Below are 22,473 nucleotides of genomic sequence, written 5' to 3'. Positions count from 1 at the left end.
TTACCTCCTTGTACAAACCGCCACATATGCTGGTCCGCTTTTAATAATTCGTTGAATTTCATAATACGGATAACCAACTTTGAAGTAATGTTCAATCATTTGTTTTAATTCATCCTTGCTCTCTGCTAAGTCCCAAAATTTATTAGGTAATAGCACTTGATATTCATTTAAATCCATGCACTATTCCCCTACTTTCTGTGGTATACTTATAACAAGTGTTTTTTCTTAGAGGACCCACTGTCATGGGTCTTTTTATTTTGTTTTACATCACTCCAAGCCCATCGTTTTATCGGTTCGTAAGTAATGTAAAGTAACGATGCACTGCACCCGATAAACATTGCGAATACTGCTAATGATGTTGTATCTTCCATCATGCTGACACCCCCTTTTCTAGCCAATTAAAGAATGCATCCCTTGGAACCACCTTCTTACGCCCGATTTTCACTAACGGGAATCCTTTTTGATCCATAATGTCGTATGCCTTTCTTTGCGAAATTCCTAATACTTCTGCTACATGATCTACTTTCAACATAATTGGATAATCATTTGTACTATCGTAAGTAACTGGGATAGCATCTAGTTTTTCTATCGCTGTCTGTCTTGCATCTTCTTTATTGAAACGAAGTAACTCGATCGCCTCCCAAAATTCTTCATCGCTCCATCCTTTTTGAGCTGAAAACTTTGTGACTGCTAATGCTATTTGAACTGTTGCATTCTTCATTTTTTATATCTTCCTTTCTTTTTATAAAATTTTAATTTTATCTATTAAGAAATATAATCATCTAAAACATTTGGCCGCTCAGATGGATACCATCCTGCGATAAATCGCATAGCATTTTGATAATATTTTCGTGGGATTTTATCGTATTTAGCTACACCGAAATGTCTTTTTAGCGCCCCATAGATCCCTTGATACGATGCATTATCATAACCTTCTTCTTTTAGTTCAAATACACGACGTTTTACTTTTCGTTGCACAGCTTCCTTGTTTTGCTCAGTAAGCCAAATCTCATTATCTACAAGATGTTTCACTTTATTCATTTCTTCTTCAGCTTGATCCTGACGTAATTTAAGTTGTTTTAGTTCTGTCATGCTGTGTATCACTGCATCTTCAATACTAATTGGTTGTTGCTGAATTTTTTGGATATGTTCTTTCATCCGTTTGAATTCATTTAGAAACTTAATTTTCATTTTCATTGCCTCTGGCGTTATGTAGCTCATTGCAACAATCGCGAATGCATCTTCTGTAAGATTGAACTTTGGATACCATTGTTTATTTTGATAATGCTGGTATTGGGTGTGCTCAAAGTTGAGCTGCCCCCATTCGGTTTCATTTGCTTCATTCAATTTTTCTAACTGGACCTCAACATCTCGTATTACATTTTTATGTTCTTTTCCAAACATTTGAGCCATCGTTAAACTATCTGTAACCACTTGATTTCCTTCCATAAAAACAAACTCACTTACTGGATGTTGCACATCATGTATTTGATTCATTTTTTCCTCCTTTATTTAAATGATAAATTTTTTATCATTAAATGCCGAAAAATAATCAGGAAACAATTCTTTAACACTTATGTTAAATACATCCTGATACTTAACCATTATATCTGGTCTTGGTATATATCCACCTTCAATCTTTCGAACGTAAACCGTTGATATACCAATCTTTTCAGCTAATTGTCTTTGTGTGAATTTCATCTTTTTTCTTTCGTTTCTCAAGATGTTATTCATTTAACCACCTTCCATTTCAACTCGCGTTTCTTTGTTGACTTCAGTATAAATGATAAATTTTTTATCGTCAACAGATTTTATAAATTTTTTATCATTTTTACAAAAAAGGGTTTAAAGTGATAAAAATTGTATCTATAATATAATTAAGGATTTACTGAGAGGGGAAAATTTAAAATGACTTTTGGAGAAAAACTAAAACAACTGAGGGGCAAGCGTACACAAGGTGATGTAGCTAACCTGTTAAACATATCAAGAGCAACATACTCACATTTAGAAAATAACAGAATTGAACCTAGTATGACTGTATTGAACTCCATTGCAGATCTTTTTTGTGTTTCAACCGATTACTTATTAGGAAGATCTTCAGATCCACGTTTAACTGAACAACAAGATAAAAAAGCTGATGAAATGGCTAGAAGATTTATGGAATTGGTAGCTGACCTACCTAAAGAAGAACAAGAAAACGCATGGAAACAAGCGGCCATGTACGTGAATTTCACTAAAAATCAAAAATAATGTACATCATAAAAGAAGCTAACTACTCAGTTAGCTTCTTTTAATTTCTCTTCTTCATATGTATGAGAAGTGATTGCTTCTAAAATCTCTTCTGGGTTAGTTCCCTTGTTTTCTAAAAGCCACTTCACCATTAATTCTTTTGCTATTTTCTCTTTAATCATTTCAAATTCCCCCTACATCCCTTGAATAATTGTATTTTTTTGGGATTAATTCTGTTTTTATAAATTCTACAAAAAACAGAATATCTCCAGAAACCACGAATGCGACCACCCTTTGAAGGATGATCGCATTCTTTATATCATATATTTAATATCCAATTGTTACCAGCCGCCTGGGTCCTGAGAATATAAAACTATAGTTTGTTTAGCTTCTGTTTCCGTTTGTTTTTTTTGCTCATTTGGCACATTAGAAGAGTTTAATAAAAATCCTCCTAATATAGCTAACATAGGTATAATCTTTAAAAGTTTTTTCAATTGTAATTCACCTACCTTTAATGATAATTATACCATTTTTTCAAGATAAGCCCAAGTATTGTTTTGGTATTTGGGCATAAAAATGATCACCTTTAGAGATCATAATATCTAAAGCTTCTTTCATTATCGTAATTCTATCACTTTCATTATCTTGTGCTAAAGCTAAGTAAACAGTTTGTATCCCAGATAGGAATCCATTTTTTTCCTTTAACTTGATTAACATTAATTTACCTTCTTGTTTATATCCTTGTTTTATTTTTAAAAAGGCAATTTCAGCTTCATCTATTTCAACAATGGAATATAACTCTTTCATGTTATAAATCTTCAAAAATGCTATATTTCGAAGAATCATTCCTCTTTTCTCTTTAATACCATGAAAATCACCTAAACCGCTCAAAGTTTCATATGCCTTAAGAAGATATTGTTTAGATGTTTCATAATTATTAGAATCCAATATATAAGATTCTCCTAATTTAAAGTAAGCAATAGCTTTAGGTAAAATAAAAAATGAATTTTTTTCACATTCATCTAATATCTCATAACATAGCTTACGCGCTTTTTCGATTTCATTATTACGAAGACTCAATACAGCATGAGCTTCTTTGTATCTTACACCAAGTGTACTTTGAAAAAAATTATTGGTAATTGCTAAAATATTCGAATCAATTTCAGACATTTTCTCAGCAATTAATTCATGGTTTCCTGATTGATATAATGTTTGACAGAGTATTAAATCTACTAATGTTTTCATTTCTGTACATGTTGTTTTTTTATTTTTCTCTCTCATTAGATTATAAAATTCTAATAGCTTTATATCTTTAGTAAACCTTTGATGAATAAGTTCATAAATTGTTGAAAATTCCTTATTAAGGGATGTTTTAGAATTTTTCTCTTCCTCCACCAGGATTTTCAATGTACCAAAATCACCCTTTAAAGTTAAATATTCCATAATTTCTCGCTTGCTTTTAGGTTTAGGATTAGCAGCTCTCATATATTCACATACAAATTTTCTCTCTGTTTTAGTACCTCGATTTAATAAGGATAGCGATTTAGTAAGGTAAGAAAAACGCATTTTTCTTTTACCTTTAAAAATCGCTGTAACACCACTTGGGGAAATTCCCCATGACAAGGCAAGTTGCGTGTTATTAATTCCAGCAGAGTACAATTCTTTCTTTAAAACATTAAGAAAATCATTCATTTCATTTGTCCTCCTTATGGACAAAAAGACACGTAAACCCCATTTTGTTACATATAAAGGAAAACGCGCCACTGTTAATCTAAGATGTGTTATAATTATGTAAGAGATCCGCGACAATGTTCCCTAGTCAGGTAGGGGGCAGTGTAAGAAAGTGTTCCTAGCACTACTTACACCGTGGGTCTTTTTTACGTCCGTTTTATTATTATTATTATCATAATATCACAAAAATTAGGAAATTCAGTCATAGAGTTATCAGACAATTATTGAGAAAGTTGAGAAACTGTTCTGTAACAACGTTTTTTATGTTCAACAGAATGAAATATGCAATTTTACATAACATCAAACAAATTCCCTATATGAATATTTTACCACCAAACAAACGTTTGTCTATGTATTTTTTAAAAGTTTGTTAAAATACCAATTACAAACTTAAATGTCAGGATATCGACCAATTATGGTATAGTAATAAGGCGATTATTATACTCAAACTATGAAAACTACAGTCGGACAAAACATTAAACGTTTACGTAGGTCTTTTGATTTAACGCAAGAGCAATTATCTGAGCGAACAGGTTTATCACGCGGACAAATCAAGAATTGGGAAACCGACCGTCATGAACCTGACCTTGAAAGTTTAAAGATACTTGCATCGTATTTTAACACCTCCACAGACACTCTTCTTAATTTTGAGAACAGAAAAGAAGATGCGTTATTGGAATTATTATTCAATGATATCCAAAGAGCTTATGAGGAGCTTGATGGGCGTCAACAAGGTCGTTTTGCAAAACAGGTTTCATTATACGTGAAAATGTTACAAAACAATAAAGACATACTATGATTTGATTTCATCATAAAAGAAATCATTTCCAATTTCAAATTGTAAAATATTCATCTTTTTACAATTTGAGTAAGAGGGCAATTTGCTCTCTTTTTTTATTTGTCCATTCGACATAATATGACAATGACTTGATATTAAATTTGATATGCTGACCTTGGAAATCTTATATTTTATTTAATTGGAGGATATTCATTATGAAAAAACAGTTCTATAAACATTGGTGGTTTTGGCTAGTGGCTATTCTTGTTATAGTTATCTTTATAAATATCGTTGCAAATAATAGTAAAATTAAATCTGTCAGCCAAGACGCTAAAGTAAATGAATCTGATGAAGAAGTAAGCAAAATTATAGATGCTGGAAATTACAGATTACATAACGCGGATAACGAAACACGATTTATTTATTATGATGACGCTTCATTTAGTGACAACTTTGATGGATTTAAATTCACACTAAATCCACTTGCCGTTTCTAACAAGATGAAAACTGATAATGGAACCGATGTAGGATCTGTAGGAACTGCATTTGTAATTGACAATACTTCCAAATCAAAATTTATCTTTGATACAAATAAAATTAAAGTTTCAACCAGTCAAGACAACAAACTTAGAATACCAGTTAAAGGTAATTTTATTAATCAAACCGAATTTATGCCTGGAGATAAAATAACAGATCCTACTAAAGGAGTTATTTCATTCTTTGATTCTTCCCAAAGAAATTTAGAATCTATTCAATGGGTAATATTCTCATTTGAGATTTCAAAAAAAGATGATAATAACAAAACTCTGAAAACAAAGCAATACCATATTAAATTTAATATAAATAACCATTACAATGACCCGAATTCAGAGAAGAAAAATACTAGTTCCACATTATCTAGCAAAGGGAATCGTTCTAATGCGATACCCATTAATGAAGTAGCAACAATTAATGATTTAATCCTAAATAGTGATGGTGGCACCTTCAAAAAATTTAATACAAAAGTAGAATTATCCATACTTGAAGTTATTCGAGGCGATCAAGCTTATCAAATATTAAAAAAAGAAAATCAATTCAATAAACCTGCACCTGAAGGTAAAGAATGGGCATTAGTAAAGGTTAAAGGAAAAGTTGTTGATTCAGAAACTCAAGATTATGAATACTTCTTATCTGATATGAATGTAAATTTAGTCTCCAATGATGGTCGAGTATACAATCGCGAATTATCTGCCGTTACTCCTAATCAATTACATCAAAAATTATATAAAGGCGCTGAGGGAGAAGGATACATTTCACAAGTAGTTGATGTTGGGGATGATTTCAAAATTCAATTTAACACTCATGACAGCAAGAAAATATTCTTTAATTCTAAATAACTTTTAACAACATATTGATTTGATTCATATTTCTCAACAAACTGTATAGATAAATATGGTAAAATTATATTTGCGAGATACATATTATTAAAATTAAAGTGGTTATCAAGTCGTATGAGGGCACCTTAGGGTGTCTTTTTTTTGGTTAAAATACTGATTTTATATTAATAAAAAAGCCCGCAACATGTGCGGACTTAGAAGTATGGATACATATATTTTACCATGAAACTTTATTTTGTGGACTATTATAAATTTGTTCTCAATCCCCGCTATTTGCGTTGACCAAAAAATATGACTATGGTAATATAGGCACTAGAATCACCATTGTATAGTGAATATATATTTACTATGTATTGAGTATGACACTTATCTGAATTGCATAGAATAAAAGAAGAGATGCTGTAACATCTCTTCCAGTAACTGCCGCCATCAGATGGCAAGGTTGCTATTTATTTTCTTTTAGAGCTACCCTGCTTCCTACGGCGAGGGGTGGCTCTTTTACTTTTCTTAAACAAAGTGTTAGCAAACTTATTTGCATAAGCTGTAACAACTATAGTTAGGAATACCTTGAGTAAATCCTGAGACAAAGAAAGTAAATATTCCATCATAAGGGTCACCTCCTTTCTCTCTAAAATAAAGAGAAAGGATAGCAACCAGCCACCCGACGTATACAGTTGAATATAGTTTACCATAAAGTAACTCTTCTGAGTTACTTTTTCCTTTTTCTAATACTGGAATTATCTGTACTATTCGAATAATATTAGTTCAAGGAGGTATGGATAATGAAAGGATATTTTAGAAAACGCGGTGAAAAGTGGTCATTTACAATTGATATTGGAAGAGATCCTCTTACTGGCAAAAGAAAACAAAAAACAGTATCAGGCTTTAAAACAAAGAAAGAAGCCGAAAGAGCATGTAATGAACTTATTCATCAGTTTAATACCGGAAGTCTAGTTGATGATAAGAATCTTACTCTCGGTGAATATTTACAGGAGTGGCTTGAAAACACAGCTAAGCAACGAGTGAGAGATACTACATTTATCAATTATGGACGAGCTGTGAACAGTAGGATTATTCCTGTAATCGGTTCACATAAACTGAAAGATTTAAAGCCTCTACACGGACAAAGATTTGTTAAATCGCTAATCGATGAAGAATTATCTCCTAAATATATTGAATATATTTTTGTTATTTTAAAAGGGGCATTAGAAGATGCTGTTAAATGGGAGCTTTTATATAAAAACCCATTTGAATATGTAGAAATCCCTCGCCCACGAAAAGTGGTCAATAAGACGTGGTCAATTGAGGAGACAAAAACATTCTTAACATATGCTAAATTTGACAATCCTATTTACTATCATTTATTTTTACTTGCACTTAATACTGGCATGCGTAGAGGTGAATTACTAGGTTTAAGGTGGAAAAATGTGGATTTAGTTGAAAGGAAGGTTAGTGTGACTGAAACTCTAATTTACGATAAATTAGGTTTTCGATTTACAGAACCGAAAACATCGGGTTCTAAACGATTAATTTCCATTGACCAAAGTTTATGTAAAGAGTTGAAAGGTTATAAAGCAAAACAAAATGAATTTAAATTAGCTATTGGTAAAGCTTATGAAGATAATGACTTAGTTTTCAGTAGAGAAGACGGTCGACCAATCTATCCAAGAACACTAACTACTGTCTTTGAAAGGTTTACAAAAACAGCACAAGTTCCTAAAATTAGATTCCATGACTTACGACATACTCATGCCACACTTCTTCTTAAATTAGGTATTAATCCGAAAATCGTAAGTGAACGATTAGGACATAATTCCATTAAGACCACATTGGACACCTATAGTCACGTTACGTTAGATATGCAAGAAAGTGCCACTATAGCGCTAAGTGAGGCGTTAAAATCATAAAATAATTGTTGATGTGGTCAAACCGTGGTCAAACCCATCAACAATTATTATAAAACCCTTATATATCAAGGCTCAACCAAGCCACACACTCCACATGAGTCGTATGCGGGAACATATCAACAGGCTGTACTTCCTGTGTTTTATATCCGCCTTCTTCTAGTACTTTTAAGTCACGTGCTAATGTTGCTGGGTTACACGATACGTATACGACGCGGTTTGGCTTCATGTCGATGATTGTGTTTAGTAATGCTTCGTCACAGCCTTTACGCGGTGGATCTACGACCATTGTGTCGGCGATTACGCCTTCTTTGTACCATTTTGGAATGACTACTTCTGCTTCTCCTACGCCAAATTCAGCGTTTGTCATGTTGTTTAGTGCTGCGTTTCGGTTTGCGTCTTCGATTGCTTCTGGGACGATTTCAACGCCGTACACTTTTTTCGCTTTTTGCGCTAGGAATAACGAGATTGATCCGATTCCGCAATAGGCATCGATTACTGTTTCGTTACCATTTAATTTTGCGTATTCTAACGTTTTATCGTATAGCACTTTCGTTTGTTCTGGGTTTACTTGATAGAATGAACGTGCTGAAATCGCAAATTTAATGTCACCGATAAAGTCATAAATATATTCTGATCCGTACAGTACTGTCGTTTTATCTCCGAAAATTACGTTTGTACGCTTCGTATTTACGTTTTGAACGATTGATTTTACTTCTGGGAATTTCGCTGCAATTTCTTCAACGATTGCTTTTTTGTTTGGCAATTCCGCTGTACGCGTAATGAAGACAAGCATAATTTCCCCTGTTACTTGTCCGTAACGAGCCATTACGTGACGAAGTGTTCCTTTGTTACGCTCTTCGTTATACGCAGTGATACCGTGCTTTTCACAAATACGTTTTACTTCTTGAATTAATGTATCGTTTTCTTCTGCCTGAATTAAGCATGATTCCATATTAATGATGTCATGCGTTCCTTGGCGATAAAAACCAGCTACAAGCCCACCTTCACGTTCTCCGATTGGTACTTGTGCTTTATTGCGGTATACCCACGGGTTCTTCATGCCAAGTACAGGATGAACAGGAACATCACCTAGTCCTCCGATACGCTGCATAACGTCACGTACTTGTTTTTCTTTCGCTTGTAATTGTCCTTCATAAGTTAAGTGCTGAAGCTGACAACCGCCGCACTGATTATATACTGGGCATTCAGCATCTTTACGATATGGACTTTCTGTATGAAGCTTCATTAAACGACCAAATGCAAAGTTTTTCTTCACTTTAATAATTTTAATTTGCGCTTCTTCACCTGGTAATCCGTTTTTAACGAAAATAGGATAGCCCTTTACTTTCGCAACACCGGCACCATCATGTGTTAAATCTTCAAATACTACATCTATAAACTCGTTTTTCTCAACTGGTGGCGTCATTTTAGTACTCATTTTCCGACCTCTCTTTTTCATAACACTGCGTTACATTTTATCATACTTATATGGTCTTTTTCTATTGGAAGAAAAAAAGCTATTGACGATACTTCTCTGTTAATGTTACGCTACTACTAATTTAATACGGACGATGTTACCTCATATATACTTGATAATATGGATCGAGAGTTTCTACCCGGCAACCTTAAATTGCTGGACTATGGGGAAAACTAATGAATATTAGCCTATGCGCAAAAAAGGACTCATATTGATTAGCTTTCTCTCATAGATGAAAGTGAATCCATATGGGTCTTTTTTTATTTTTATTTTTCTAAAAGGTCAGACATCTTACGTATGACATAAAACCTCGTTCTTTTATTTTTAGTAATATAACGAGCGTTTTATGTACAAACTTTATACGAACTTCTGAAAGGGGCAACTACATGCAATATGTAATGAGCATTATCGGTATTCTTGCCGTGTTAGGTTTATGTTTTGCTTTGTCAAACAACAAAAGTAAAATCAACTTCCGTGCAATTGCAATTATGATTGGTTTCCAAATTTTAATCGGTTGGTTTATGTTTGCTACAAAGGTTGGTCAACAAATCATTATTTTCATTAGTAAAGTTTTCAACAAACTAATTAAACTTGGTACGACAGGTGTCGATTTTCTCTTTAATGGAATTCACAGAGATTTTGTCTTTTTCTTAAACGTATTATTAATTATCGTATTTTTCTCAGCACTACTTTCAATCTTTAGTTATTTAGGTGTTTTACCATTCATCGTTCGTGTTGTCGGCGGTGCAATTTCAAAAATTACTGGTTTACCACGCGTTGAGTCATTCCACGCAGTAAACTCTGTATTCTTCGGTTCAAGTGAAGCGTTAATCGTCATTAAAAACGATTTACAGCATTTCAATAAAAATCGTATGTTTATCATTTGTTGTTCTGCGATGAGCTCCGTTTCTGCTTCTGTTACAGCATCATACGTAATGATGTTAGATGCAAAATACGTACTAGCAGCTCTTCCGCTAAACTTATTCTCAAGCTTAATCGTTTGTTCGTTATTAACACCAGTTGATACGAAAAAAGAAGATGAAGTGATTCAAAAATTTGATAGAACTCTATTCGGAGACAGCTTTATCGGCGCAATGATTAACGGTGCGCTTGATGGTTTAAAAGTAGCTGGTATCGTTGCCGCATTAATGATCGCCTTTATCGGTGTGATGGAAGTTGTAAACTACGTAATTAGTGCAGCTTCAGGCGCAATGGGACATGCTGTTACTTTACAACAAATCTTCGGTTACGTACTTTCTCCATTCGCATTCTTAATGGGTATTCCAACTCAAGATATTATCCCAGCTGGTGGTATTATGGGTACGAAGATTGTTTTAAACGAGTTTGTAGCAATCCTTGATTTAAAAGACACAGCTACAACATTAGCTCCACGTACAGTTGGAATCGTTACAGTATTCTTAATTAGCTTCGCAAGTATTAGCCAAATTGGTGCAATCGTTGGTACAATCCGTGCCCTTTCTGAAAAACAAGGAAGCGTTGTTTCTAAATTTGGTTGGAAAATGCTATTTGCATCAACACTTGCTTCTATTTTATCTGCAACAATCGCTGGATTGTTTATTTAATAAAAAATCACCTTACTTTAACGAGTAAGGTGATTTTTTTGATTCTTTATGAAATCGAACGGAATTCGACTACTTCCTCGTTACTAATAAGTTTTCCTTCGTGTATGCCTTTTACTGAAATAACCATAACAGATTTATCTTCTCCTTCAAGCTTTCCTAAAGAGAATAAATAGATTAAATTTTCTTTTTGTAACATCCATTGTTTGCCATTTACTCGACCTAATATTCTTTTTTCTGAAGATGGCTTTATTTCTCCAACATACTGACATTCTCCAAAAGAAGTTTTTATTATATTCTTCTCTGTATCAATTACTAGATGCTGGAATAGTTCTAGGTTTCTACTTGAAACAATTTCAATTTCATGGTTACTTTTTTGCTTAAATTGAAGTTTTCCATCACTTGTATTAGATAAACTACTATTCTCAACGGCGTTTCTAAAAAAGTTATATTCTTCTTCTGTAATACCAAAGTTAGGATGATACGGCTTCACCTGCTTATCTATATGCCCTGATATGTAGTTTACGTACCACTCTTTATCATTCTTCACATGATCACTCATCTTTTTAGTAATAACCTCTACTTTTTTACGTGTATCACGATCCATCTCTAGTGTCATAATATCCGCCGTCACTTCCGCATTCATAAGATGCGATGGAATATACTCTTCCACACTATTCGCTTTACTCACTTCACTTTGGCAACCAACTATAAATAGTGATATGAAAAAGATATATATTATTTTTTTATATTTCATTTCTATTCTCCACTCCATACATTATTCTTACTTAGTTTTATAGCGGTTTTTATTATAGTATAAAATCTTTATATTTTAATAAAATCCATATCTGTATGCAAAATTGCATATCAATAAGTCTTCTTCTTACTTTAAAATTAGCTTAAATTACTTTCCAAATTATACAAATAACAAGCTTAAAATGTTATAATTTTCAAAAAACATTGGAGGATATTATGAAAGCCCACGCAATTTTCGATTTCTTACATTTACTAGTCTTAACGCTGAAAAGCTATTATGTATGGGGAATGCCTATCTATGTCTTCATTATTCCTCTTATCTTTGTAGTTGGTTATATCATTATTAATTCTAATAAGAAACAAAAAAATACATCTATTCAAAGTCACTAATCTATTACCTTAATAGCCTCCTAAAAATCATATTCCCCTCATTTTCTTCAAATGATATGATGAACAAGGGTATATCCCCACCACTCTTATAGCGGTGGGGATTTTAATGTCAATATGCAACATACTACACAATAGAAGGTGATTTTCATGAAAAAATACGCAGCAATTGCTTTATGTACGTCTGCCATTCTAGCAGGCTGCAATACTAGCAATGTAAGCCAAGAACCTAAAAAAGAGAAAAAGGTTCAAGAAGTAGCTAAACAAAAAGAGACTGTACAAGAACAAGGTAAAATTTCTTATACTCCCATCACATACGAATCTACAGACACTACTATTCATATGACAGATATAAAAGATAATTTAACTGAAGTACAATATAAAATTTGGCGCACAGCTGATGGCAAGGAAAGTGCTAAATCTTTTTCTTCTAAAGAAAAAGAGAAGCAATTCACAATTCCTTTTGATATAAAGGAATTTGAAGGAAAACGCGGTGAGTTCCAAATTGAAGCAACAGGAATGAAAGAAGATGGGAAAACAATCCCGCTTACGAAATCTACTATTACTTTCGAACAAAAGGTTCCTGTTCTTATGTATCACGCAATTGATGATTATCATGGTCAAGGTATTAAAGACTTATTCGTATCACCAGCTAACTTTGAAGCACAAATGAAACATTTAAAGGACAATGGTTATACGCTGTTAACGTTTGAACGCTGGGGCGATATAAATAAAGTAAATAAGCCGATTTTCGTTACATTTGATGACGGTATGAAAAATAATATGAATGCATTTCGCGTTTTACAAAAGCTAAAAGATGATACTTTTAAACCGGCAGCAACAGAATATATGATTGTTGATAACGTTGATGTAGAAGGAGCATTGTCTACTTCTGAAATAAAAGAAATGGTTGATTCCGGCATTTTCTCGGTGCAATCTCATACTGCAACACATGCAGACTTACCGAAAATTACAAACTATGAGGAAGAGTTAAAAGGTTCAAAAGAAAAACTAGAAAAAATAACAGGTAAGCCTGTTATCGCGATTGCTTATCCATTCGGTCATGTAGATGATAAGGTTGTTACAGAAACGAAGAAGTATTATCAATTTGCGACGACGACAAAGCCTGGGCAATTCATTACGAAGGGTGAACCTGATGAATTGTTAAAGATGAAGCGCGTTCGTATACACCATACAACGACTGTAGAGCAGTTTGCTTCTTCAATTAAGTAAATATAAGGGCTCAATACATTTTGAGCTCTCTTTTTACTTTATATTTATATATATTTTTAGAATTTTCTTGTATTATATATAGTAAGAAATCTTTCAAATTAAAGGAGATTATACATATGTCATTTGAACAAACGTTAGAGAAATATGCTGCTCTTGCAGTTAATGTTGGTGTTAATATTCAACCTGGACAAACTTTATCAATTAGTGCACCTCTTGAAGCTGTACAATTTGTACGCCTCGTTACAGAAAAAGCATATAAATCTGGTGCAAAACACGTATATGTAGATTGGAATGATGAGACGTTAACACGCTTAAAGTTCGATCTAGCTCCTGAAGAAGCTTTCGCTGAATTTCCATCTTGGAAAGCACATGCTCGTGAAGAATTAGCAAAAGAAGGCGCTGCATTTATGTCTATCTATGCAGAAAACCCTGATTTATTAAAAGGTGTAGAAGCATCGCGTATTGCAACAGCTCATAAAGTAGCTGGAGAAGCAATGAAAGTATACCGTGATTACGTACAAGCAGATAAAGTAAGTTGGTGTGTCATTTCTGTTCCTACGAAAGAATGGGCTGCGAAAGTATTCCCTGACGTAGCGCCAGAAGAACAAGAAGCAAAGTTATGGGATGCTATTTTCAAAGCTACTCGTGCTGATTTAGAAAATCCTGTAGAAGCATGGAAAGAACATGATGAAACATTACATACAAAAGTGGATTACTTAAACGAAAAGCATTATAAAGCTCTTCACTATACAGGTCCTGGAACAGATTTAACAATCGAACTTCCAGAAAAACATGTATGGGCTGGTGCTGGTAGCTTAAATGAAAAGAACGTACCATTTATGGCTAATATTCCAACTGAAGAAGTATTTACAATGCCACTTAAAACAGGTGTAAACGGCCAAGTTTCTAGTACAAAACCGTTAGTATTTGCAGGTAATATTATCGATAATTTCACGTTAACATTTGAAAACGGGCGTATCGTAGACTATAAAGCTGAAGCTGGTGAAGAAGCTTTAAAACATTTAGTAGAAACAGATGAAGGTTCTCACTTCTTAGGAGAAGTAGCTTTAGTGCCTCATGACTCACCAATTTCAAACACAAATGTTTTATTCTACAATACACTATTTGACGAAAATGCATCTTGCCACCTTGCAATCGGAAATGCTTATGCATTTAACTTAGTTGGCGGAAAAACAATGTCTAAAGAAGAACTTGCTGAAAACGGCGCAAACGCTAGTATCACACACAACGACTTCATGATTGGATCAGCTGAGCTTGATATTGACGGTATTACTGCTGATGGCAGACATGAGCCTATCTTCCGTAAAGGTAACTGGGCGTTTTAAATTTATTACCATAAAGAAACACATTGGATAATCCAATGTGTTTCTTTATTTATTTGGTTTCAATTCAAATTTTATCGTTCTATTTTCATGCGTAAACTCCGGTCTATATGTAGCGATATACGTATTTTCTTTCGCTACGTCAAATAGCATGATATCTTGAATTTTTTCATCTGGTGCTAACTTTTTACTAATAAAGCTATCAGGGTTATTATATTCTTTAAATCTTGTACCTTTCTTATCGGTAATCTCAAATTCATAAAATGCAAAAGGTATTTCCTTTTTACTATTATTTTCCACTTTGAAAATAACCCCCAAAATCTCTTCTTTCTTTTTATCCTCATCATAATCCGGATATCCTAATTCAACTGAATCGATAGTTACTTGCAAACCATCTACGTCTACTGTCTCCCCTATTTTATACACTTTATCTTGAACATCTTCTTGTTTACTTTCATTACTATCTTTAGTCTCAGTGCAAGCACTTAAACTAAAAGCTATGCCAAAAATTAAAACAATTTGACTCACCTTTTTTAACATACTCTTTCCTCCACATAAGACAATATTTCATATGTATCATAACAAAACGCTTTACTCTTTCTTGTCATATTTTGTCGTATTAATTGCTAACTGCACAAATAGAAAAAAGCTATCTTCTACAAAAGATAGCTTTCATGATGCCGATGAAACCTTAAGCCCAATGACACCCAAAACAATAAAGAGAATACAAAATGCTTGGAATAAGCTAATATGCTCTTTAAAAAAGTACACACTAATGATTGTAATAAGTAACGTTCCAACGCCAGACCAAATGGCATAAGCAATACTTAAATGAATCTTTTTAACGACGATAGCAAACACGCTGAAACAAATTCCATAAAATACGAAAATAAGTACACTTGGAACGAGCTTTGTTAAACCATTTGATAGTTTCATCGCAATTGTTCCAGCCACTTCAAAAATAATTGTAACAAGTAATAATAGCCAATATACCATACTAGAATCTCCTTCTCTGTTACCTTATAGAGATTCTAGTATACTACTTATAGTCCTAATGAAATATATTTAATTTCTAAATATTCCTCGATGCCGAAATGGCCTCCTTCACGGCCGATACCACTTTCTTTAAATCCACCGAATGGTGCTTGTGCAACTGATGGAAGACCATCGTTTAGACCAATAATACCGTACTCTAGCGCTTCACTAATTTGGAATGCTTGGCTAATGTCTTTCGTGAAAATATACGCAGCTAAACCGTATGGTGTATTATTTGCACGTTCAATTACTTCATCAACTGTTTTAAATTTCGCAACTGGTGCCACTGGCCCAAATGTTTCTTCATTCATACAAAGCATCGTATCATTTGCCAACCCAATTACAGTCGGTTGAATGAAATGTCCCTCTAACTCTGCGACCTTTTGACCACCATATAAAACTGTTCCACCTTTTTGAATAGCATCTTCAATATGTTCTTGTACTTTTGAAACTGCATTCTCATCAATAAGTGGCCCGACAGTCGTTCCGTCACCGAAACCGTCTCCTACTTTCAACTGCCCTACTGCCTTTTGGAACTTCTCTACAAATACTTCGTATACTTCTTCTTGAACGAATACTCGGTTTGTACATATACACGTTTGTCCTGCATTACGGAATTTCGAACCAATCACCGCTTCTACTGCTTTATCTAAATCTGCATCATTCATTACGATAAACGGAGCGTGTCCCCCTAACTCAAGCGAAACTTTTTTCATCGTTTGCGCCGCACTAGCCATTAACTCTTTCCCGATTTCCGTTGACCCTGTAAAGGACACTTTTCGAACGCGACCATCTTCCATCCATGTATCAGCAATTGCTTTTGCACTACCTGTTACGATATTGATTACGCCCTTTGGAATATCTGCTTCATGGGCTAATTCAGCTAATTTCAATGCAGTTAATGGCGTTTGACTTGCTGGTTTCACAACGGCTGTACAGCCTGCTGCAAGCGCTGGGGCTACCTTTCTCGTAATCATAGCAGCTGGGAAGTTCCAAGGTGTAATAGCTGCCATAACGCCAACTGGTTGCTTCATAACTAAAATGCGCTTATTCGGATGAGAAGCAGGAATCATTTCACCGTATACGCGTTTCCCCTCTTCTGCATACCATTCAACAAAACTGTTTGCATAATTTACTTCACCAAGCGCTTCTGCAAACGGCTTTCCTTGTTCCTTCGTCATAATCGCTGCGATCTCTTCTTTATTTTCATCAATAAGCGTAAACCACTTTTTTAACTTCGTGGCACGATCTGCTGCCGTTAACTTAGACCACGTTTTAAAAGCTTCATGTGCAGCATCAACAGCTTGCTTTGCCTCTGTTACTCCGCCTTTTGGTACAGTTGCAAATATTTCCTTCGTCGCAGGATTATTTACTTCAATTTGTTCTTGTAGTGTAATCCACTCACTATTTATATACATCGCCTTTTTATCTATACTTACGAAAGTCGCCTTTTTATCCAATGTTTTCTTCCTCCTCTATGAACTTCTTAATTTTCCTAGTAGCAGCAGATTGACTAATTTGCAAAAACTCAGCCACTTTATAACTTGATCCATACGTTTTATACGCTTTAAGAATAATATTTCTCTCTACCTCTTCCAGCATTTTATAAAGGCTTTGCCCCGATTGTTCAACTGCAGCCTCTTGCATAGAGAGTGGCAAATCCTCTACCGTTACAACATCATCGACAGTAATAACAATTCTCTCAATTACATTCTCTATCTCTCTATTGTTTCCTTCCCACGGATATCCGACAAACATTTGTAATGTACCCGGTGCTAGTTTCACATCACGTCCGTACTTTTTATTAAAGTGCTGCAAGTAATGATAAATAAGCGGTAAAATATCTTCTGTTCTTTCCCTAAGCGGGGGAATTGCAATTGGAATGACATTCAGACGATAGTATAAATCTTTCCGAAATGTTCCTTGTTTCACCATCTCGCTTAAATCTCTATTTGTTGCCGCCACAATTCGAACATCTACTTTTTTTAATTCTCTTCCGCCTATAGGACGAAATGTTTTTTCTTGCAATACTTGCAAAAGCTTCGCTTGAATTTCAAGCGGCATTTCACCGATTTCATCTAAAAAAAGAGTTCCTTTATGCGCGGATTCTAATAGTCCCTTTTTCCCTTCACGATTCGCACCTGTAAAAGATCCACCTGAATATCCAAAAAGCTCCGATTCAATTAAATTAGTTGGTAATGCCGCACAATTAATTTCATAGAAACTTTCATGCTTACGGTGACTCACTTCATGTAAATAGCGTACTAATCGACTTTTTCCTACTCCAGTCTCGCCTAAAACGAGAACAGTACTATCCACTACAGATACTTTTTTGATTGTATCGACTATTTTTTGCATAGCTAGACTTTTAAAAATAAGTCCTTCATGCTCATATGTTTCTCTTAATTCTTTTTTATATGTTTTTAGCTGATTATCCATTTCCTCTACCTTTTGACGTAATTGATAGAGTTCAGTAAGGTCGCGAGAATAACTAATCACTCTTCTTAAATTTCCCTCATCATCAAAAACAGGCCTTGTACGAACGTGTAAATACTCTCCTGATTTTGTAGTTTGAACGAGTTCAATTGGCCTCTTTTTTTCAATCACTTCTAATGTCGCTGATGGATAAAAGATTCCATCCTTTTGTAGTTCTTTTACATGCTTACCAACTAACTCTTCTGCAGCTAGTTGGTAGTGCCTTTCACATGTACTATTTACACGTACAACGATCCCTTGCTCATCTGTAACAAAAATTTCGTCAAACGCATATTCAAATACATCTTTTAAATCCATTAACACTCGTTCCTTTTCTGCAACCATCCTAGCCACCCCTAACTTCAAATCCATCGATCCACTTCACTATCTTTATTATAAAGCGAATTTTCTGCATTTAATATAGAGTCAGCTAGAATGTTTGCTATTTATACTTCAGTTTTTAAACGCGAGCGATGTTCGTTTGCTCATAACAAGCTTGCAATGATTCTTCAATTATTGTTAAACCTTCTTCAAGTTGCTCATCTGTAATAACTAAAGGCATTAACACACGGATAACATTTCCATACGTTCCTGCTGATAATAAAAGTAACCCACGCTTATTTGCTTCTGCACATAGATTAGCCGTTAACGTTTTGTCAGGTGCTTTCGTCTTACGATCTTGAACGACCTCAAATGCACACATTGCTCCTAACCCACGCACATCACCGATGCAATGATATTTATTTTTCATCTCTTCGAATCGGTTCATTACGACTTTTCCTAATTCTATCGCTCTATCATTTAATTTCTCATTTTCTATTACATCGAGAACAGCTAATGCAGCTGCACATCCTAATGGACTTCCTGCATACGTTCCACCAAGTTCACCTGGTGCAGATTCATTCATAATTTCTTTACGTCCAATGACACCACTTATCGGTACACCAGCCCCTAATGATTTAGACACTGTAATTAAATCTGGAACGACATCATAGTGATCAATTGCAAAATATTTTCCTGTACGACTAAAGCCTGTTTGTATTTCATCCGCTACAAATAAGATGCCGTTCTCTGAACAAATGCGGCGTACTTCTTGAACAAATTTCTTACTTGGGACGATAAATCCACCTTCCCCTTGAACAGGTTCCATTACAACAGCTGCAATTGTTTCTGGTGCTACTTCCGATATGAAGAAGTTCTTAAACTCTTCAATAATAAAATCATCATACTGCTCTTCCGTTAATCCCTCTGGGCGACGATATTCGTATGGAAATGGCGCTTTATATACTTCTGGAGCAAAGGGACCAAACCCAAATTTATATGGCTTCACTTTACTTGTCATCGTCATTGTCATTAATGTACGACCGTGGAAACCTTTAGAAAATGCGATAATACCAGGTCTCTTCGTATATTTACGAGCGATTTTCACCGCGTTCTCAACTGCTTCTGCACCACTATTTAAAAATAGGACTTGCTTATCGAAACTTCCTGGTGCCAATGCCGCAAGCTTTTCTGCTAATTCAATATATGGCTCATACATCATGACATTAAATCCAGTATGAATGTATTGATCGACTTGTTTATGGAGCGCTTCTTTAACCGTTGGATGACAATGCCCTACGTTAATTGTCCCGATTGCTCCTGCAAAATCAATGTACTGATTGTCATCAACATCTGTTACAAGAGCACCATTTGCAGATTGTACAAACGTTGGGATGCCGTTACTTACTCCTTTTGGTACTATATTTTGACGGCGTTCTAATAAAGATGCCGCTTTCGGTCCTGGAATTTGTTCATTTACTTTAGCAAATTTTTTTGTGTTCATTGCGTACCCCATCCTTTTCTTTACATTGTTTTCTCTTCTTATTGCAAAATATATGCCAACTTTCCTTTCTAGCATTTATCCTATATTCTTTGTATCCAGGCATAAAAAATAAGTCTATAAAGACTCATTAAGAGTCTTTATAGACTTATTTTCCTTACACATTAGACTTTTCTTTCTCCCAGAAAAACTCACCCGATTGAGAAATAAACTCTCCAACAGAATCTAACACTAAATCAGCAAGTGGTTCTAATGTTGGACGGTCTCCCGTACCAGATAGCACCCCAATTGCATAGCAATCACCACCATTTTTAGCTAAATGTAAATCAGTTGGCGTATCTCCAACAACCGCAACCTCACATGATTCTAAATTAAATTTCTCACAAAACACTTCTATAATCTTTTTATCTGGTTTTTGCGCAAGGAATGTATCCGAGGCTATAATATAATCAAAAAAGTTCTCCAACTTATATTGTTTTAAAAATAATTCTGTTGGTGCGAAATCATCCGCCGTGACAACCCCTAATATAAATCCTTTATCTTTTAATGCCTGTAACACTTTCGGTAAATCTGCTGTCATTTTCATATGCGAACGATGCTCATACATAAGGGAAAATAACTTCTCACTTACCCAATGATGCATCTCTTCTTCTCTAGCAGACTCAATATAATTACAAAGCCCCTTCGCTACATCAAGGCTTGTTCCAGCAGCTATTGCACTCCTCGGATTAACAAATGCTCCCTCTACACCAATCTCTTCTAATAAGGTCTGCCCTATTGTACTTGGTAAATGATATAAACTTATACATTCAGCTACAAGTTCTTCAGCTACTTTTATCCAAATTGAATGAAAATCCATTAATGTCCCATCTTTATCAAATAGTATTGCTTTTACCTTCTCCATAGCATCCTACCTCTCGTTTCTTATCTCCTCCAGTGTATCAATAAAATATGGATGTAAAATAAAAGAATTGTAAAAATACCATAAAAATCAAACTAACTCCCAATTTACAATTCATTTTAACAAAGTAAAAAAGGATGCCTTTACAAGGCATCCTCTTGATGTTCAGGAACAAATAGTTCTAAACAATGATATATATTTTCAAATTCCATCGGTGCATCTCCACCATACTCACCATCTAAATTAATCATTAGTTTATCTGGTGAATGTACTTTAATTCGGTTCGCTTGTGTATATAACACTTTTGGATTATTAATATGTTCACCACGTTGTGCTTGTGTTGCTGCTTTAATTAAATCAGCGATAGAACCTTTTTTCAGTACTAATAGGTCAAATAACCCATCGTTAATAGATGCATACGGTGCTACCTTTTCAAATCCACCTACTGAACGAGTATTCGTAATTAAAAACATCGTAATTTCTTCTTGTAGTAACTTTCCATCATACTCAATTTCAACATATGTCGGATGCAATGATGGTAACATCTCGATACCTTTTAGGTAATAAGCAAGTTGTCCTAATACTGTCTTTAACTTACTCGGTACTTCGTATGTTAATTCTGTAATACGACCGCCACCAGCGATGTTAATAAAATATGTATCGTTCGCTCTACCGAGGTCTAATGGCACTGTTTTTCCTTCGCAAATAATATCTGCTGCCTCTTCAATAGAACGAGGTACACCAATCGCACGTGCAAAGTCATTTGTCGTTCCAACTGGAATAATTCCAAATTTCGGGCGGAATTCATGTCCAACTAAACCGTTTACTACTTCATTTAATGTACCGTCGCCACCAGCGGCAATAACAACATCAAACTTACGATCCGCAGCTTGCCTCGCCGCCACAGTAGCGTCTCCAGGACCCGTTGTCGCATGACAAGATGTCTCATAGCCAGCTTGTTCTAATTTTTGTAATACTTCTGGTAAGCTCTTCTTAAATAGCTCACGCCCAGAAGTAGGATTATAAATAATTCTTGCTCGCTTCATCATTTATTAGCATAGGAAATTTCTTTATGCATCGAAAAAGAACATACCGAACTTCTATTCAGTATTCCCATGCCTACCTCCTCTCATCTTGCTATCCTTCTTTTATCCCGCTCAAACAGGCAGTAAGAACCCGATTCGTGTAGTCCATCAAAAGTAAATATTCATTTCAATGGTTTTGTTTTATTTGACCAAAAAATTTATCCCGCTATTTGTGGGCAGTAAATGCCCGATTGGTGTGGGCTAATAATCAGCTTTGGATGAACCTCCCACTGATTAAAGTTTCACTTTATTTCTATCCATTCTTCCATAAAAATTTACATATAACGAATAATAACTATCTATTATTTCATGAGATGAAAAAAAACCTCTATGTTTAGATTTATCATTATTCCCACCT

General features: G+C 34.6%; 25 protein-coding genes, 1 pseudogene and 1 riboswitch. Of the genes and pseudogenes, 8 read left to right on the top strand and 18 right to left on the bottom strand.

All coding sequences use genetic code 11. The features are described from left to right. Genes NZ044_RS01920 through NZ044_RS01900 form a run of 5 tightly spaced genes read right to left on the bottom strand, consistent with a single transcriptional unit; the run spans position 1 to position 1,734 of the window. Positions 1-177, bottom strand: a complete 177-nt coding sequence (locus NZ044_RS01920; protein WP_086406898.1) for a hypothetical protein — start codon at positions 175-177, stop codon at positions 1-3. A 29-nt stretch (positions 178-206) separates the two neighbouring features. Further along, the gene (locus NZ044_RS01915; RefSeq protein ID WP_016097575.1) at positions 207-374 is read right to left on the bottom strand and encodes a hypothetical protein; all 168 of its coding nucleotides are present in this window, start codon (positions 372-374) and stop codon (positions 207-209) included. Beyond that, a complete protein-coding gene (locus NZ044_RS01910) occupies positions 371-721 on the bottom strand; it encodes a helix-turn-helix domain-containing protein (protein ID WP_088065310.1) in 351 nt (116 codons plus the stop codon). The genes NZ044_RS01915 and NZ044_RS01910 overlap by 4 nt, the downstream gene beginning before the upstream one ends. A 44-nt stretch (positions 722-765) precedes the next feature. Next, positions 766-1,497 carry a Rha family transcriptional regulator gene (locus NZ044_RS01905; RefSeq protein ID WP_340949452.1) on the bottom strand — a complete coding sequence of 244 codons (732 nt, stop codon included), beginning with the start codon at positions 1,495-1,497 and terminating at the stop codon, positions 766-768. 15 nt (positions 1,498-1,512) lie between these two features. Next, positions 1,513-1,734, bottom strand: coding sequence for a helix-turn-helix domain-containing protein (locus NZ044_RS01900; protein ID WP_046945305.1), 222 nt, complete (start codon positions 1,732-1,734; stop codon positions 1,513-1,515). A gap of 174 nt (positions 1,735-1,908) precedes the next feature. Here NZ044_RS01900 and NZ044_RS01895 point away from each other — a divergent pair, with 174 nt between their 5' ends. After that, positions 1,909-2,250, top strand: a complete 342-nt coding sequence (locus NZ044_RS01895; protein WP_046945306.1) for a helix-turn-helix domain-containing protein — start codon at positions 1,909-1,911, stop codon at positions 2,248-2,250. Positions 2,251-2,276: 26 nt separating this feature from the next. Here the strand turns inward: NZ044_RS01895 and NZ044_RS01890 are convergent, their stop codons facing one another. From NZ044_RS01890 to NZ044_RS01880, 3 genes are all read right to left on the bottom strand, one after another. Continuing rightward, the gene (locus NZ044_RS01890) at positions 2,277-2,411 is read right to left on the bottom strand and encodes a hypothetical protein (protein WP_080345667.1); all 135 of its coding nucleotides are present in this window, start codon (positions 2,409-2,411) and stop codon (positions 2,277-2,279) included. 159 nt (positions 2,412-2,570) lie between these two features. Beyond that, on the bottom strand, positions 2,571-2,723 hold the full coding sequence (locus NZ044_RS01885) for a hypothetical protein (protein ID WP_160309573.1): 153 nt from the start codon (positions 2,721-2,723) through the stop codon (positions 2,571-2,573). A gap of 40 nt (positions 2,724-2,763) precedes the next feature. Then, entirely contained in the window at positions 2,764-3,921 is a 1,158-nt protein-coding gene (locus tag NZ044_RS01880) for an AimR family lysis-lysogeny pheromone receptor (protein WP_340949449.1), read from the bottom strand. A 490-nt stretch (positions 3,922-4,411) separates the two neighbouring features. On the opposite strand from NZ044_RS01880, the gene NZ044_RS01875 reads away from it, so the two are divergent. Together NZ044_RS01875 and NZ044_RS01870 are read left to right on the top strand one after the other, a co-directional pair. After that, on the top strand, positions 4,412-4,759 hold the full coding sequence (locus NZ044_RS01875; protein ID WP_046945621.1) for a helix-turn-helix transcriptional regulator: 348 nt from the start codon (positions 4,412-4,414) through the stop codon (positions 4,757-4,759). An 860-nt stretch (positions 4,760-5,619) separates the two neighbouring features. Next, positions 5,620-6,114: pseudogene (locus NZ044_RS01870) on the top strand (hypothetical protein); the annotation flags it as partial. Between the two features lie 449 nt (positions 6,115-6,563). Here the strand turns inward: NZ044_RS01870 and NZ044_RS01865 are convergent. Beyond that, complete coding sequence (locus NZ044_RS01865; RefSeq protein ID WP_000970856.1) at positions 6,564-6,722, bottom strand: hypothetical protein; 159 nt, start codon at positions 6,720-6,722, stop codon at positions 6,564-6,566. A 174-nt stretch (positions 6,723-6,896) separates the two neighbouring features. Here NZ044_RS01865 and NZ044_RS01860 point away from each other — a divergent pair, with 174 nt between their 5' ends. Continuing rightward, entirely contained in the window at positions 6,897-8,021 is a 1,125-nt protein-coding gene (locus NZ044_RS01860; RefSeq protein ID WP_340949447.1) for a site-specific integrase, read from the top strand. Between the two features lie 58 nt (positions 8,022-8,079). On the opposite strand, the gene rlmD is transcribed toward NZ044_RS01860, so the two are convergent. Then, the gene (rlmD, locus tag NZ044_RS01855; RefSeq protein ID WP_151629042.1) at positions 8,080-9,459 is read right to left on the bottom strand and encodes a 23S rRNA (uracil(1939)-C(5))-methyltransferase RlmD; all 1,380 of its coding nucleotides are present in this window, start codon (positions 9,457-9,459) and stop codon (positions 8,080-8,082) included. A 121-nt stretch (positions 9,460-9,580) separates the two neighbouring features. Further along, a riboswitch (purine riboswitch) is annotated at positions 9,581-9,682 on the top strand. Positions 9,683-9,884: 202 nt separating this feature from the next. On the opposite strand from rlmD, the gene NZ044_RS01850 reads away from it, so the two are divergent. Next, positions 9,885-11,081: a NupC/NupG family nucleoside CNT transporter gene (locus NZ044_RS01850; protein ID WP_001200494.1), complete on the top strand. Its 1,197-nt coding sequence runs from the start codon at positions 9,885-9,887 to the stop codon at positions 11,079-11,081. 46 nt (positions 11,082-11,127) lie between these two features. Here NZ044_RS01850 and NZ044_RS01845 read toward each other — a convergent pair whose 3' ends face one another. After that, on the bottom strand, positions 11,128-11,835 hold the full coding sequence (locus tag NZ044_RS01845; protein ID WP_000875605.1) for a hypothetical protein: 708 nt from the start codon (positions 11,833-11,835) through the stop codon (positions 11,128-11,130). A 215-nt stretch (positions 11,836-12,050) separates the two neighbouring features. Here NZ044_RS01845 and NZ044_RS01840 point away from each other — a divergent pair, with 215 nt between their 5' ends. From NZ044_RS01840 to NZ044_RS01830, 3 genes are all read left to right on the top strand, one after another. Beyond that, on the top strand, positions 12,051-12,224 hold the full coding sequence (locus NZ044_RS01840; RefSeq protein ID WP_000643592.1) for a hypothetical protein: 174 nt from the start codon (positions 12,051-12,053) through the stop codon (positions 12,222-12,224). Between the two features lie 147 nt (positions 12,225-12,371). After that, a complete protein-coding gene (locus NZ044_RS01835; RefSeq protein WP_098506767.1) occupies positions 12,372-13,454 on the top strand; it encodes a polysaccharide deacetylase family protein in 1,083 nt (360 codons plus the stop codon). A 116-nt stretch (positions 13,455-13,570) separates the two neighbouring features. Beyond that, on the top strand, positions 13,571-14,800 hold the full coding sequence (locus NZ044_RS01830; protein WP_000007349.1) for an aminopeptidase: 1,230 nt from the start codon (positions 13,571-13,573) through the stop codon (positions 14,798-14,800). Positions 14,801-14,845: 45 nt separating this feature from the next. Here NZ044_RS01830 and NZ044_RS01825 read toward each other — a convergent pair whose 3' ends face one another. From NZ044_RS01825 to NZ044_RS01795, 7 genes are all read right to left on the bottom strand, one after another. Beyond that, a complete protein-coding gene (locus tag NZ044_RS01825; RefSeq protein WP_000915102.1) occupies positions 14,846-15,337 on the bottom strand; it encodes a DUF4352 domain-containing protein in 492 nt (163 codons plus the stop codon). Between the two features lie 132 nt (positions 15,338-15,469). After that, positions 15,470-15,793, bottom strand: coding sequence for a DMT family transporter (locus NZ044_RS01820; protein ID WP_000263262.1), 324 nt, complete (start codon positions 15,791-15,793; stop codon positions 15,470-15,472). A gap of 47 nt (positions 15,794-15,840) precedes the next feature. After that, entirely contained in the window at positions 15,841-17,292 is a 1,452-nt protein-coding gene (gene gabD / locus NZ044_RS01815) for an NADP-dependent succinate-semialdehyde dehydrogenase (protein ID WP_340949442.1), read from the bottom strand. Next, a complete protein-coding gene (locus NZ044_RS01810) occupies positions 17,285-18,652 on the bottom strand; it encodes a sigma-54 interaction domain-containing protein (protein ID WP_000225147.1) in 1,368 nt (455 codons plus the stop codon). The genes gabD and NZ044_RS01810 overlap by 8 nt, the downstream gene beginning before the upstream one ends. Before the next feature lie 115 nt (positions 18,653-18,767). Further along, a complete protein-coding gene (gabT, locus tag NZ044_RS01805) occupies positions 18,768-20,132 on the bottom strand; it encodes a 4-aminobutyrate--2-oxoglutarate transaminase (protein WP_001093004.1) in 1,365 nt (454 codons plus the stop codon). A 154-nt stretch (positions 20,133-20,286) separates the two neighbouring features. Further along, positions 20,287-21,033 carry an HAD family hydrolase gene (locus tag NZ044_RS01800; protein WP_000416657.1) on the bottom strand — a complete coding sequence of 249 codons (747 nt, stop codon included), beginning with the start codon at positions 21,031-21,033 and terminating at the stop codon, positions 20,287-20,289. Positions 21,034-21,173: 140 nt separating this feature from the next. Then, positions 21,174-22,079 (bottom strand): diacylglycerol kinase, encoded by a 906-nt coding sequence (locus NZ044_RS01795; RefSeq protein WP_000977679.1) that lies wholly within the window; start codon positions 22,077-22,079, stop codon positions 21,174-21,176. Positions 22,080-22,473: the final 394 nt, after the last annotated feature.

The sequence above is a fragment of the Bacillus sp. FSL K6-1338 genome, from assembly GCF_038006965.1.
In the GTDB taxonomy this organism is placed as follows: Bacteria; Bacillota; Bacilli; order Bacillales; family Bacillaceae_G; genus Bacillus_A; species Bacillus_A thuringiensis_S.
Note: the sequence above shows the minus strand (reverse complement) of the source record. Positions and strands in the feature narration are given on the sequence as shown.

Excerpts from the sequence above, each read along its gene's own strand:
- NZ044_RS01890 (WP_080345667.1), bottom strand. The coding sequence starts at position 2,411 with ATGATTAAAGAGAAAATAGCAAAAGAATTAATGGTGAAGTGGCTTTTA.
- NZ044_RS01820 (WP_000263262.1), bottom strand. The coding sequence starts at position 15,793 with ATGGTATATTGGCTATTATTACTTGTTACAATTATTTTTGAAGTGGCT.
- NZ044_RS01850 (WP_001200494.1), top strand. The coding sequence starts at position 9,885 with ATGCAATATGTAATGAGCATTATCGGTATTCTTGCCGTGTTAGGTTTA.
- NZ044_RS01845 (WP_000875605.1), bottom strand. The coding sequence starts at position 11,835 with ATGAAATATAAAAAAATAATATATATCTTTTTCATATCACTATTTATA.
- NZ044_RS01840 (WP_000643592.1), top strand. The coding sequence starts at position 12,051 with ATGAAAGCCCACGCAATTTTCGATTTCTTACATTTACTAGTCTTAACG.
- NZ044_RS01865 (WP_000970856.1), bottom strand. The coding sequence starts at position 6,722 with ATGATGGAATATTTACTTTCTTTGTCTCAGGATTTACTCAAGGTATTC.
- rlmD (WP_151629042.1), bottom strand. The coding sequence starts at position 9,459 with ATGAGTACTAAAATGACGCCACCAGTTGAGAAAAACGAGTTTATAGAT.
- NZ044_RS01860 (WP_340949447.1), top strand. The coding sequence starts at position 6,897 with ATGAAAGGATATTTTAGAAAACGCGGTGAAAAGTGGTCATTTACAATT.
- NZ044_RS01810 (WP_000225147.1), bottom strand. The coding sequence starts at position 18,652 with ATGGTTGCAGAAAAGGAACGAGTGTTAATGGATTTAAAAGATGTATTT.
- NZ044_RS01880 (WP_340949449.1), bottom strand. The coding sequence starts at position 3,921 with ATGAATGATTTTCTTAATGTTTTAAAGAAAGAATTGTACTCTGCTGGA.
- NZ044_RS01795 (WP_000977679.1), bottom strand. The coding sequence starts at position 22,079 with ATGATGAAGCGAGCAAGAATTATTTATAATCCTACTTCTGGGCGTGAG.
- NZ044_RS01835 (WP_098506767.1), top strand. The coding sequence starts at position 12,372 with ATGAAAAAATACGCAGCAATTGCTTTATGTACGTCTGCCATTCTAGCA.
- NZ044_RS01895 (WP_046945306.1), top strand. The coding sequence starts at position 1,909 with ATGACTTTTGGAGAAAAACTAAAACAACTGAGGGGCAAGCGTACACAA.
- NZ044_RS01915 (WP_016097575.1), bottom strand. The coding sequence starts at position 374 with ATGATGGAAGATACAACATCATTAGCAGTATTCGCAATGTTTATCGGG.
- NZ044_RS01800 (WP_000416657.1), bottom strand. The coding sequence starts at position 21,033 with ATGGAGAAGGTAAAAGCAATACTATTTGATAAAGATGGGACATTAATG.
- gabT (WP_001093004.1), bottom strand. The coding sequence starts at position 20,132 with ATGAACACAAAAAAATTTGCTAAAGTAAATGAACAAATTCCAGGACCG.
- NZ044_RS01825 (WP_000915102.1), bottom strand. The coding sequence starts at position 15,337 with ATGTTAAAAAAGGTGAGTCAAATTGTTTTAATTTTTGGCATAGCTTTT.
- NZ044_RS01920 (WP_086406898.1), bottom strand. The coding sequence starts at position 177 with ATGGATTTAAATGAATATCAAGTGCTATTACCTAATAAATTTTGGGAC.
- NZ044_RS01830 (WP_000007349.1), top strand. The coding sequence starts at position 13,571 with ATGTCATTTGAACAAACGTTAGAGAAATATGCTGCTCTTGCAGTTAAT.
- NZ044_RS01875 (WP_046945621.1), top strand. The coding sequence starts at position 4,412 with ATGAAAACTACAGTCGGACAAAACATTAAACGTTTACGTAGGTCTTTT.
- NZ044_RS01905 (WP_340949452.1), bottom strand. The coding sequence starts at position 1,497 with ATGAATCAAATACATGATGTGCAACATCCAGTAAGTGAGTTTGTTTTT.
- NZ044_RS01910 (WP_088065310.1), bottom strand. The coding sequence starts at position 721 with ATGAAGAATGCAACAGTTCAAATAGCATTAGCAGTCACAAAGTTTTCA.
- NZ044_RS01900 (WP_046945305.1), bottom strand. The coding sequence starts at position 1,734 with ATGAATAACATCTTGAGAAACGAAAGAAAAAAGATGAAATTCACACAA.